General features: G+C 32.6%; 12 protein-coding genes. 8 read left to right on the forward strand and 4 right to left on the reverse strand.

The window, feature by feature from the left end:
• Positions 1-87 precede the first annotated feature (87 nt).
• Positions 88-1338, forward strand: coding sequence for an HlyC/CorC family transporter (locus E7419_00555; protein MBE7013680.1), 1251 nt, complete (start codon positions 88-90; stop codon positions 1336-1338).
• Between the two features lie 75 nt (positions 1339-1413).
• Here the strand turns inward: E7419_00555 and E7419_00560 are convergent, their stop codons facing one another.
• Genes E7419_00560 through rlmN form a run of 4 tightly spaced genes read right to left on the reverse strand, consistent with a single transcriptional unit; the run spans position 1414 to position 4788 of the window.
• Complete coding sequence (locus tag E7419_00560; GenBank protein ID MBE7013681.1) at positions 1414-2286, reverse strand: Hsp33 family molecular chaperone HslO; 873 nt, start codon at positions 2284-2286, stop codon at positions 1414-1416.
• Complete coding sequence (locus tag E7419_00565) at positions 2276-3022, reverse strand: methyltransferase domain-containing protein (protein ID MBE7013682.1); 747 nt, start codon at positions 3020-3022, stop codon at positions 2276-2278. Before E7419_00565 ends, E7419_00560 begins: the two co-directional genes overlap by 11 nt.
• Positions 3023-3033: 11 nt before the next feature.
• Positions 3034-3711, reverse strand: coding sequence for a uracil-DNA glycosylase (locus tag E7419_00570; GenBank protein ID MBE7013683.1), 678 nt, complete (start codon positions 3709-3711; stop codon positions 3034-3036).
• A gap of 54 nt (positions 3712-3765) precedes the next feature.
• Positions 3766-4788 (reverse strand): 23S rRNA (adenine(2503)-C(2))-methyltransferase RlmN, encoded by a 1023-nt coding sequence (rlmN, locus tag E7419_00575; GenBank protein MBE7013684.1) that lies wholly within the window; start codon positions 4786-4788, stop codon positions 3766-3768.
• A gap of 127 nt (positions 4789-4915) precedes the next feature.
• On the opposite strand from rlmN, the gene E7419_00580 reads away from it, so the two are divergent.
• The 7 genes from E7419_00580 (at position 4916) to E7419_00610 (ending at position 12847) form a co-directional block, all read left to right on the forward strand.
• Positions 4916-5815: a cation transporter gene (locus E7419_00580; protein ID MBE7013685.1), complete on the forward strand. Its 900-nt coding sequence runs from the start codon at positions 4916-4918 to the stop codon at positions 5813-5815.
• 30 nt (positions 5816-5845) lie between these two features.
• On the forward strand, positions 5846-6676 hold the full coding sequence (locus tag E7419_00585) for a hypothetical protein (protein MBE7013686.1): 831 nt from the start codon (positions 5846-5848) through the stop codon (positions 6674-6676).
• Positions 6677-6686: 10 nt separating this feature from the next.
• Complete coding sequence (locus E7419_00590) at positions 6687-7364, forward strand: hypothetical protein (protein ID MBE7013687.1); 678 nt, start codon at positions 6687-6689, stop codon at positions 7362-7364.
• 12 nt (positions 7365-7376) lie between these two features.
• Positions 7377-8426 (forward strand): hypothetical protein, encoded by a 1050-nt coding sequence (locus E7419_00595; GenBank protein MBE7013688.1) that lies wholly within the window; start codon positions 7377-7379, stop codon positions 8424-8426.
• A gap of 303 nt (positions 8427-8729) precedes the next feature.
• Complete coding sequence (gene asnS, locus E7419_00600) at positions 8730-10100, forward strand: asparagine--tRNA ligase (protein MBE7013689.1); 1371 nt, start codon at positions 8730-8732, stop codon at positions 10098-10100.
• A gap of 9 nt (positions 10101-10109) precedes the next feature.
• Positions 10110-11117 (forward strand): aspartate--ammonia ligase, encoded by a 1008-nt coding sequence (locus E7419_00605; protein MBE7013690.1) that lies wholly within the window; start codon positions 10110-10112, stop codon positions 11115-11117.
• Between the two features lie 20 nt (positions 11118-11137).
• The gene (locus E7419_00610; GenBank protein MBE7013691.1) at positions 11138-12847 is read left to right on the forward strand and encodes an S-layer homology domain-containing protein; all 1710 of its coding nucleotides are present in this window, start codon (positions 11138-11140) and stop codon (positions 12845-12847) included.
• The last annotated feature ends 285 nt before the right edge of the window (positions 12848-13132 follow it).

Genomic DNA, 13132 nt, shown 5'->3' on the forward strand with positions numbered 1-13132 from the left:
AATAATTTGTTTTGCAGGCGTGCCTTTTTGCGTTTCAATAAAATATTAATTAACAAATAATAATAAAAATGAGGAGAAAAATTAAAAATGACTACGACTACTTATATACTTGTTATGGTAACGCTTATTCTTATGTCGGCATACTTTTCGGCAACTGAAACAGCGTTTACATCAATAAATAAAACAAGGCTCAGGACAATGGCGGAAAAAGGTAACAAAAAAGCAGACCTTGTTTTAAAACTTTCGGAAAAATATGATAGTCTTATTTCTACAGTTTTAATAGGTAATAATATAGTAAACATCGGGCTTTCATCGGTTGCTACAGTGTTTTTTATAGGATTTAATAAAGTATACGGAGCACTTATCGCAACTGTTGTTATTACTGTTTTAGTGCTTATTTTTGGAGAAGTTTCACCTAAAAGTATAGCTAAAGACTCACCTGAGAGTTTTTCGATGTTTTCAGCACCTTTTATAAATGCTCTTATGATTTTGCTTACACCTGTTAATTTCTTATTTACACAGTGGAAAAAGTTCCTTTCGAAAGTACTTAATGTTGAAGAAAATGCAGGGATGTCACCTGAAGAACTTATTATGCTTGTTGAGGAAGTTCAGCAGGAGGGTACACTTGATGATGATGACAGTGAACTTATAAGAAATGCGATAGAGTTTGCCGACCTTTCAGCAGAGGATATATTGACTCACCGTGTTGACTTGGAAGCAGTATCCATAGAGGACGACAAGGTTGACATCGCAAGAAAGTTTAAAGAAACTCAGTTTTCAAGACTTTTGGTTTATAATGAAAATATTGACGATATAGTAGGTATTATACATCTTAAAGATTTTTATTCAGAAAAAGGTATAACCGATAAAGATGTTAAAAATCTTATGACAAAACCGCTATTTATCCAAAAGGGTGAAAAAATAAATGACCTTCTTAAAATTCTTCAGACAAACAAATCTCATATTGCAGTTGTAATTGATGAGTATGGTGGTACTTTGGGTATTGTTACAATGGAAGATATCTTAGAAGAGTTGGTAGGAGAAATCTGGGACGAGCATGACGAAATTGTTGAAAATTTCCACAAAATAGATAATGATACTTATAAAGTAGAAGGTTCGGTAAATTTTGAAGATTTTTGCGATTTCTTTGATATTGAAGCCGAATCGGAAAATATCTCAGTTGGGGGATGGGCAATGGAATGTCTTGGTAAAATTCCTGAAACAGGAGATAATTTTGAGTATGAAAACCTTAAAGTTTCAATTTTGGAAACCGATTCTCACCGTGTAACTTTAGTTGAAGTAGTAAAAACAGATAACAAAGAAACTGATAAAGATTAATCAAAACATAAAAAAGAATTATATTAAATTAAAAATCACCAAAAAAGGGTCTGTCCCTTTTTTGGTGATTTTAATTTATATAAACTGTTTTAATTCATCGCTTTTGAATTCATAAGATGTATTGCAAAAATGGCAATTGGCAGTAATTGTGTCTTCTTCATTTACAAGTTTTTTAAGTTCTTCTTTCCCTAAAGATATTATTCCTCTTAAAAATCTTTCTTTTGAACAGTCGCAGCGAAGTGTAGGGTAGATTTCTTCCAAAATTTCATAATCTTTATCAGGGAAAATTATTTCAAGAGTTTTTTCTACATAATTTTCTTCACATAAAAGTTTTGAAATAGAGAAATTATTATTAAGAATATTTTCAAGTTTTGTAATTGTTTCCTCACTTGCATCGGGAAGAAGTTGAATCATAAGCCCGCCGGACGATAATACTAACTGGTTGTCTTTATCGACTAAAACACCGAGTGCAATAGCAGTAGGGATTTGCTCGCTTTTTGCAAAATAATAGGTTAAATCCTGAGCAATTTCACCACTTATAAGTTCAATGGTTCCTGAATACGGTTCTTTTCCTCCTACATCTTTTACAACAGTTAAAGATCCGTTTACTGTTACAGCTCCGCCAACATCAATTTTACCGTCTGCACGAATCGGTAATTCAATCTTAGGATTTGCAACATATCCTTTTACTTCACATTTACCGTTTGCATAAGTAATAATGTTGCCGATTGGTCCCTCACTTCTTATCTGGATTGAAACAGTATTGTCATCGCTTTTTAAATCTGCTGCCATAAGTGCATTTGCAGTAAGAACTCTGCCAAGTGCAGCAGTAGCAGTTTTAGATGTATTATGAAGAACTTTTGCACATTCTACCATATCAGTTGTTTTTGCTAAGAATACTCTTATTTCTTTATTCTTAGAAAGTATTTTAAGTATTTTATCTTTCATTTACATTTTCCTTTCTTAAAACGAAAAACACTTTTTCACTTTTTTTATTGTATTTTTTAAAGGATAAGTTATCATAAATTGCAAGAACTCTAAAGCCGGAAAGTTCTGCTGTTTTGATTAATTCATCAACTTCATACGCCCTTTGTTCCTGTTCTTCATAACTTCTTATATATGAATCTTTTTCTTTGTAGAACATATCTAAAAAGAAAGTGCACATTTTTCTTTTTTTATCATACTCGCTTTGCCATATAAGGTAGGCTTCTTCATTATCGTAAATATATGTTTTATTATCCAGAACATTTTTATACTTATATTCGGTATTTATATCAAATATAAAAAGTCCGTCAGGATTAAGATAGTTGTTGCAAAGTTTAAATATTTTTTTCAAATCCCGTTTGTCAGTAATATAATTTATACAGTCAAGTGATGAGTAAATAACATCTACTGTTCCGTATAATTCAAATTCCCTCATATCCTGATTTAAATATAAAATGTTTTTGTGGCTGTTATTTTCTTTTGCAATATTTAACATATCGTAAGAAATATCAATGCCTATCATATCATAATTTTCTTTTGCAAAAAGATATGTTATATCTCCTGTACCGCAACCTAAATCCAAAATAAGTTCAGGGTTTATATTAAATTTTTCAAATATTTTTTTATAGTAGCAAAAAAAATCATTCTGAAGGGTATCTTTCATTATACTGAAATAACCTTTCGCAAAATTATTATACATAAAAAATTACCTCAAATATTTTCAATCTGCCAGTCAACAGGCTTAACACCGTTTTTTTCTAAAAATTCATTTGCCTTTGAGAAATGCCTGCAACCGAAAAATCCATTGTGAGCAGACAAAGGACTCGGATGCGCTGCTTTTAAAATAAGATGATGTTTATTAGTAATTAACTGTTCTTTTCTTATAGCATTGTTTCCCCAAAGCATAAAAACCAACGGCTTTTCTCTTTCGTTTAATATTTTTATAATATTATCGGTAAAAATCTGCCATCCGATTTTGGAATGTGAGTTGGCATTCCCTGCAACAACAGTAAGGGAAGCGTTTAAGAGTAAAACGCCTTGCTTTGCCCACTTGGTAAGGTATCCGTTGTTTGGTATGTAAAAACCTTCAATGTCGCTTGAAAGTTCTTTATATATATTAACAAGTGAAGGAGGAGTTTTGATACCAGGTTTAACCGAAAAAGAAAGCCCGTGAGCCTGTCCTTCTCCATGGTAAGGATCCTGACCTAAAATAACAATTTTGCAATCGCTGTATGAGGTGAATTTCAGTGCATTAAATATATCATACATATCAGGATAAATTGTTTTTTTAAAATATTCCTGTTTTAAAAATTCTCTTATTTTAAGATAATATTCGCTTTCAAATTCCTTTTTTAAATAATTATCCCAGTCATTACCTAAATTAACCATATATATTTTACCTCATTAAATTATATCATTTTTTTATAAAATGTAAATATAAACTTAAATATTTGAATCGTGATTTGATGCCAGCTGACCGCATGCAGCGTTTAAATCTCCTCCAAACTCGCGCCTTATAGTAACATTCATACCATTCTTTTTTAAAATATCAAAAAAAGCCGAAATTTTTTCCTTACTGCTTGCTTCAAAGTTGGTTGAACGTGTTTTGTTATAAGGAATAAGATTTACATAACAGTTTAAATCGCCTAAAAGTGCAACAAGTTCCTTTGCATAAATTTCTGAATCGTTTACATCTTTTATCATTATATACGCAAATGTTATTTTTTTGTTTCCCAAATCGGAATATGATTTGGAAGCCTTAATAAGTTCGGATAACTGATATGCTTTGTTTATCGGCATAAGCTTATTTCTTAACTCATCGTTCGGTGCATGAAGACTTATGGCAAGATTATTAACAATTTTTCTTTTGGAATATTCTATAATTTTAGGTGCAATTCCGCATGTAGAAATAGTAATATGCCTTGGTGCAATTTCAAGGCCTGCCTGACAAGTAAGAATATCTATAAAATCCATAGTGTTACAGTAATTATCAAACGGTTCGCCTATACCCATTAAAACTATATGGGATACAGGCATTTTCAATGTTTCTGTAATATATAAAAGTTGAGTTACCATTTCATAAGGTTCAAGGTTTCTTATTTTCTTTATTTTTCCGCTTTCGCAGAATATACAGTTCATATTACAGCCTACTTGTGTAGAAATACATACTCCGTTTCCGTAATCGTGTTTCATAAGTACAGTTTCAATAGTATGCCCGTCAAAAAGACGAAATAAGAACTTTATAGTAGTATCACTTTCTTCTCTTGTGACAAATTCCAACTTTGAAAATTGGAAGTCATTATTTAATTTTTCTTTTACTGCTACAGATAAATTTTCAATTTCGAAAAAAGAAGAAATTTTATCTTTGTATACAGCATTAAAAATTATTTTTGCTTTGGCAGGATTTTCACCAATTGATTTGAAATAATCCTGCAATTTTTCCATTGTTATATTATATATGTTCATAGTAAGTACCTCTTTATATCAATTATATAAAAAAAAAGAATTTTTGTAAACTTAAAATTGCTTTTTTTCTTTGAAAGTGATAAAATATATTATGATATTGCTAAGAAAGGAATGGTTTTATAAAGATATGACTCAAAGAAATATATTGATTGCCTTTATTTTAAATCTTGCATTTTCGGTTTTTGAAATTATCGGTGGTTTTGTTACGGGAAGTGTGGCCATAATTTCAGATGCTGTTCACGATATGGGAGATGCTTTAAGCATTGGCGTTTCTTATTTTTTGGAACGAAAAAGCAAAAAGCAACCTGACGAAACATATACTTACGGATATATCAGATATTCTGTAATGGGAAGCCTTATAACAACAATAGTATTAATGGTTGGGTCGGCTATAGTTATATATAATGCTGTAATAAGAATTTTAAATCCTGTAAAAATTGATTATAAGGGTATGATAGTTTTTGCAGTTATCGGAGCAATTGTCAATTTTATCGCAGCCTATTTTACAAAAGACGGGGATTCTTTAAATCAAAAGGCTGTTAATCTTCATATGTTAGAAGATGTGCTTGGATGGATTGTTGTTCTTATAGGTGCGATAATTATGAATTTTACCGATATATCCTATATAGATCCTGTTATGTCAATATGCGTTGCACTTTTTATATTTAAAGGTGCATTTGCTAATTTGAAAAAAACAGAAAGTATGTTTTTGGAAAAAATTCCTGACAATGTAAGTATTAGCGGTGTTAAAGAACTTCTTTTAAATATAGAAGATGTTATAGATGTGCATCATATTCATATATGGAGTATAGATGGATTTAATAATTACGCTACTATGCATATCGTAACAAGGGGCGAATCTTCTTTAGTTAAAAAATTAATAAGAGAAAAGTTAAAAGAGTTTCATATAATCCATGTTACATTGGAACTTGAAGATGAGAATGAAGAATGTCACTACGAAGATTGCCATTATGAGCATCATAACAGCGAGTGTCATCATCACCATCACCACCACCATCATCATTAATTAATTGTATTATAAAAAGGGGGAAATAAAATGGCAAATAATTTTCATGCTGATATACTTTATGACTATCTTGTAGAGGGATTTTCTCAGCAGGATATTGCTGACCGTTATGGAGAAGAACAGTCTGAAATAAGCAGAATTATAAGAGAGGAATACGGTTTAAATCGTGGAAATGTTAAATGGGGAAAAGGGGCTAATAACCAAAGGGGAAAATACTCTTTTCTTACTTATGATGATATATGCGCCTTTATTGATTCAGGCAGTATGGATATAGATGATTGGCTGGGTGGAAATAACGGACAAAATGATTATACCGAAGAATATGACAATGGTTACGAGGATAATTATGATAACAGTTATAATAATTATAACAATAATTATTCTGATACATATAATCAGTCGTACAATAATAATTCGCAATACAGAGGAACTAAGAGAAAAGTGACTTATGTAAATCCTGACGATTATGACGATAATGGAAATTATCGTGGTTCCAAAGGTTCGGCAGATGGGCGCCTTGTTCTTTTGGGACTTGGTGTTATTATCTTGTTTTTAGGATGGTTAGTCAGTAAAATAGGAAACAACGGAGGGATATTAGGCCAAAGTATTCAGATTCTCTGGCATTCTGATTATTTATGGTGGGGAGTTGCCACAGGAGGAATATTTGGTTTTATAAAATATCAATCCTGCAAAAGTTTAGGTGAAGTTTTTACAACATGTGGAACTTGGGCGTGGACAGGCTTAGGTTATGTTGTGGGTGCGGTTTTATTCTTTTTAAATTACGGATTGTTTTTACCTGCATTGATGCTTGGTCTGTTAGGCGCAATAATTTTCCTGATAGGATATAAACTATTTTATTAAGGGGTATTTTATGGATAAGGGGTATTTTATGGATAACAAAAATAATATGGAAACAAGGGATTTGACAGATAAGGACTTTTACGATCAGGCTTGTTCTTACTTTTACTATCATGCAGAGCAAAGAACAACTATGATAAATTACTTTATTGCAGTTTTTGCGGCAGGACTCGCTCTTTATGGAAGTATGCTTGAAAAATATCCGTTTGCAAGTATGTTTGTGTCAATATTTATGTTTGTTGTATCATTGCTTTTTCACTTGATAGATTTAAGAAACCGTTTTGATGTTAAGCAAAGCCAATGTGTAATAGCACAGATTGAACATGACTATTCGGTTGATATTTTAAGAGAAAAAGAAGATAAGTATGTTTATGGAGTTTTTTCAAACGAAGATAATATTTTTAAGTATTATGGTTTTTCAAAACGAAAGAAAGATACTGAATACAAAAAGTTAAGAGCATCCTATAAAGCGTGGCAAAAGGACATTTTAAATACAACTTTAGAGAATGAATTTCATAAACAAATGGATTCATTTTGCGATGGGAATAATAAGGTGTCTTATGATGAAATAATGGCAAGTCTTGATGCTAAATCTGTTGTTACTTTGTCATGGAGTATCAAAGCACTTTATTATGTTTGTATGGTTATAAGCATTGTAACCTTTGTAATTGCTGCTTTTATAGTATGGTAAGGAGGAATAGCATTGAAAGATGTTTCAAAAGTAGATAAAAATTTCATTGTAAAAACTAAAATTGAAAAAGACGATATCAAGTTTTTTAATCCTGAAGAAAAGCCGTTTGAACTTTATGGTGTTGTAAGAGAAGGTGAAAAGTTAAGACGAATGCCTGAGCATATTGCAAAAACAGTAAGTGAAGGTGTCTATGCTCTTTATGCTAATACTGCAGGAGGAAGAATAAGGTTTGTTACAAACAGTCCGTATGTTGCTGTGTCTGTTAAAATGGGAGAGGTAGGGAAAATGCCCCATTTTGCATTTACAGGGTCAATCGGTCTTGATGTGTATGCAGATAATATTTTTTGTGGCTCGTTTGTACCTCCGATAGATATTACTGACGGATATGAAAGTATCAGAGAATTGGGAGGCGAAAAAGAAAGAGAAATAACAATAAATCTACCTTTGTACTCAGAAGTTAAGGAAATCTATATAGGTTTAAAAGATGGTTCGATTATAAAAAGTCCTGCTCCCTATAAAAATAAAAAACCTGTAGTATTTTACGGTTCTTCCATAACTCAGGGCGGATGTGCATCAAGACCCGGAATGAGTTATCAGGCAATTTTATCAAGAATGTTAAATTATGACTATATTAATCTTGGATTTTCAGGAAGTGCAAAAGGGGAAGATGAGATTGTAGATTATATTAAAAGCCTTGAAATGTCAATGTTTGTTATGGACTATGACCATAATGCACCAACTTTGGAGCATTTGAAATTAACACATGAAAAAATGTTTAAAGAAATAAGAAAATATAATCCTAAGCTTCCGATAATAATTATGCCAAGACCAAAGTATATTTTAAGCGAAATGGAACAAGAACGTTACGAAATTATTAAAACTACATATAATAACGCGATAGCCTCAGGTGATAAAAATGTATATTTTATTGATAATAAACAACTGACTAAGTTATGTCAATATGACGGAACAGTCGATACTTGTCATCCTACCGATTTAGGCTTTTTATCAATGGCACAAGGTATATATGATGTTATTAAAGATATAGATATTGACAAATAGTAAAAAAAGAGTATAATAGTTTTAAAGGCAATGACAAAGAGAAGTAGTATAAGAACTTGCTTACAGAGAGCCTGTGACGGTGGAAATCAGGTAGTTAAACTTATATGAATAACACTTTCGAGCCGCAATCTGAAAGTGCTGACGAGTAGGTGCGCCGTACCCTTATCGTAAAAGGGAAATTAAGAGGTCGGTTTTTCGGCAATATAGGTGGTACCGCGGGTATATTATGCCCGTCCTATAACGGACGGATGTGATATACCTTTTTTAATTTAAAAATATTTAAATCCGAAGGGAGAATTATAAATGAAGCATACAGATATTAAAGAAATTGTATCAACTAAGGAATATCTTAATAAAGAGGTAACAGTGTGCGGTTGGGTAAGAACTGCAAGAGATTCTAAAAATATGGCTTTTATCGAACTTAATGACGGAACTACTTTAAAACATCTTCAACTTGTAATTGATAAAGGTGCGATAACTGTTGACGAAAGAGCATTTCATTTAGGTGCATCGCTAAAAGTAACAGGTACTGTTGTTGAAGCACGTCAGGACGCTTATGAAATAAACGTTAAGGAAATAGAAATCTTAGGAGATTGCCCAGTAGATTATCCTTTGCAGAAAAAAAGGCATACTCTTGAATTTTTAAGAACAATGCCTCACATAAGAGTACGTGCCAATACATTTAATGCAGTATTCAGAATCCGTTCGGTTATGGCAAAGATTATCCATGACTATTTTCAGGATAGAAACTATATCTATGTTCACACTCCTATCTTAACAGGCAGTGACTGCGAAGGAGCGGGAGAAGTGTTCCAGGTTACAACTCATCCTTTTAATCATAATTACAAATCGGAAGAAGAATACTATAAGGAAGACTTTTTTGGAAAGAAAGCAGGACTTAGTGTTTCAGGTCAGTTAGAGGGCGAAGTTGCCGCAATGGCTTATGGTAAAATTTATACATTCGGCCCAAGTTTCAGAGCGGAAAACAGTAACACTCCAAGGCATGTTGCAGAATTCTGGCATGTTGAACCTGAAGTTGCCTTTGCAGAACTTTCTGATATTATAGAAATCGCAGAAGATATGATTAAATATATCGTTTCTGAAATTATGAAAAAATGCCCTGAAGAAATTGATTTCTTTGAAGCGCACTTTGAAAAAGGACTAAAAGATAAATTAAATAATCTTGTAAATAACAGTTTTGAAGTTTTAGATTATAAAGAAGCAATAGAAATTTTAGAAAAATCAGGCAAAGAATTCCAGTATCCTGTATATTGGGGTTGCGACCTTCAGACTGAACATGAAAGATATATAACGGAAGAAGTTTATAATAAACCTGTGTTTATTACAAACTATCCTAAAGAAATTAAATCTTTCTATATGAAGCAAAACGCAGATGGAAAAACTGTTGCCGCAACCGACCTTCTTGTTCCGGGTGTTGGCGAAATTATCGGCTGCAGCGAAAGAGAAGCAGACTATGACAAACTGATTGAGGCAATGAAAGTAAGAAATATGAATATGGATGATTATAAAGATTATCTTGATTTAAGAAAATTCGGTTCAGTTCCTCACAGCGGATTCGGTCTTGGATTTGAAAGAATGATAATGTACGTTACAGGTATCAGTAATATAAGAGATGTTATTTTGTATCCTCGTACAACAGGTAACATCAGATAGGAGATATATATGTCACAGGTAATTTTTCCGAAAAATTACAAATCAAAACTTTCGGTTAAAGAAACTCAAAGAGCTATAAAACTTATAAAAGATACTTTTCAGGTTAAACTTGCAAAAGTCCTTAATTTAGATCGTGTTACTGCTCCTATTATAGTAAGGAGTGACAGTGGTATCAATGACGACCTAAACGGAATTGAAAGAAAAGTAACTTTTGATTTAAAGGAAATGGACGGTCAGATTGAGGTTGTTCAGTCACTTGCTAAATGGAAAAGAAGAGCATTATTCCGTTTCGGTTATGAAGTGGGAGAAGGTATCTATACCGATATGAATGCCTTAAGGCGCGATGACGATATGGATAATATCCATTCGGTTTTTGTTGACCAGTGGGACTGGGAAAAAGTAATAACAAAAGAGGACAGGAATGTCGATTTCCTTAAAGATACCGTAAGGAAAATTGTTGATGCACTTTGCTACACTTTAAATATCGTTAAAGCAGAGTATCCTGTTATAAAAACGGATATTTCAAATGATGTAAAATTTGTTACATCGGAGGAACTTCTCGATATGTATCCTGACCTTTCTCCGAAAGAAAGAGAAAACGCTTTTGTTAAAGAACACCGAACTGTTTTTATAATGCAGATTGGTGGGCTTTTGTCAGACGGAACACAGCATGACGGCAGAGCGCCTGACTATGACGACTGGTCTTTAAATGGCGATTTAATGGTATATAATGACGTTTTAGACTCAGCACTTGAAATTTCTTCAATGGGTATCCGTGTTGACTCTGAATCTTTAAAAACACAGTTGAAATTAAGAAACTGTGAAGAAAGAAGCAACTTTGATTATCACAAAAATATTTTAAATAATACTTATCCTCTTACTATCGGCGGAGGGATTGGTCAGTCAAGACTTTGTATGGTAATGCTTGAAAAAGCGCATATCGGAGAAGTCCATTCGTCAGTATGGTCAGAAGAAATGGTAGAAGAATGTAAGAAGAATAATATTTATTTGTTATAATTGTGAGGGTATTTTAGAAAATGAAAAGGTTTTTAAATACTATAATTGCAGTCAGTATATTTATTGGTACCATAGTTTACGTTTATGCAGCAGATGTCAGTGTTCAATTTGACTTACCTGATAATTCAAAGATAACACAAACTGGTAGTTTGTCTTTAGAGCAGACCATTTCAAATATAAATAATACGGTTACGGTTATTAACGATATGAAGGCAAACGGTCAGGTAACAGATGCTAATATTACTGAATTAACAAGTCAGATTTACAGTTTAGAACAAGCCACAATGGATATAAATTTATCAGACAAAGATTTGTCGGATATTGCCCTTGTGCTTAACAGTGCTGAAAGTGCTATTGAGGGTTTGTCAAACGTACAATCAGCAGAAATTGCAATAATGTTATCAAGGCAGTTTTATGGTTTAACAGGCGGGAAAGACCTTGTAGAAGAGTTTAATCGCGAAAATAACTTTGGGATAGAAACTGAGAGTCAGGGTGGCACTGCACCCATGCCGCAGCCTAATGGAATAATAGTAATGGGACCAAACGGGCAGGTAGAACATTCAACTGCTGATACACCTCAAAATTCAAAAGTGGTAACGGGAACACCGCTTGTAAATAGTTTTTGCGATGTCAAAGAATCTGACTGGTATTATATGCAGGTTCAGGCTATGGTGCAAAAAGGTTTGTTTGCAGGTAAAGGCAATATCACAAACGGAATAGGCACTTTTTCCCCGAATGACACAATGTCAAAAGCAGAGTTTATAACGGTTGTTGCCCGAATGCTTTATAAAGATGATGAAATAAACAACTTTGCAAAGAACAGTTTGGTATGGTGGGATAAATACTATAATGCCTGCATAGAAAAAGGAATTTTTAATAACAAGGAAATGACTTATGATTCTATGGAAAGTGGTCTGTCAAGAGAAAAAATGTCGTTTGTTGTGATGAGAGCATTAAAAAAACTGGAACCACAATCATTTAATCCACTTGATATGGCAGTTGCCAGCTCGATAATTCCTGATTATGAAACCGTTTCGGAACATTTAAAACAATATGTAGTTCATGCTTATGCAAGTGGTTTGCTTTGTGGTACGGATACTAAAGGTACATTTTCGCCAAAAGCCACTTTAACACGTGCTGAGGCTTCCACAGTTCTTTACAGAATGATTGAGTCTGATAAAAGAACACCTGAAAAAGAATTGTATGCGGATACATACCAGATTGCTGAAAATCCTGATTATCCTATAATTATAAGAGAAGATGAACTCTCTTTAAGAAGGTTGGCAAGAGAGGGCGATATATTTATAAAAGCAGATGGTACCGAGATAACTATAAAAAAAGGACCGCATGGTGTTATAGGTGAAGGTCAGGGTATCGCTCCTGATTTAGGTGCAACATCGATTGCAGGTTATGGGATGAATTATACCGTAATAGATTATAACGTAATAGAATCTCATTTTGCCTCTTTCATACCTTATCGTGATTCAAGAGGTATTCAGTTAACTAATCAGCATTATGCTGTTAATTGGATGACAGGAGAAGGGCATTGGGTAGGAGATTGGGAGGTTATTCTTAAAAATGCCAAACCAAGCATAAACGGGAATTTCTATTATCAGTTATCAGATGATATGAATTTTTATTGGTCAGGTACGTTGAATGAATGGGGAAGTCTTTATTATTGCAGCGAAAAGTTAATAAATAACATCAAACAGGCAAATGGCTTAATATAAATACTAATAATATAAGATTATGAAAAATCCCGAATATATAAGTAAAATCAGCTTATATATTCGGGTTTTTTGTATTTTTATCATTTCAGTGATTCTAAATATACTGATAGAATTTTTAAAGCTGTTTCTTTGTCTTTCAAAGAACAAGCGTTTAATCTTTTCCATAATTCCTAATATTTAAAATCTTTTAAACATCCTTTTTAAAATAAATTTTTATAATTTAATTCCTTTACAGGAAAAATAAAATTAAATTTTATGAAAATAAAATCATTGATAATTTTCCGA

It is taken from the genome of Oscillospiraceae bacterium (assembly GCA_015068525.1).
GTDB lineage: Bacteria > Bacillota > Clostridia > UMGS1840 > HGM11507 > SIG450.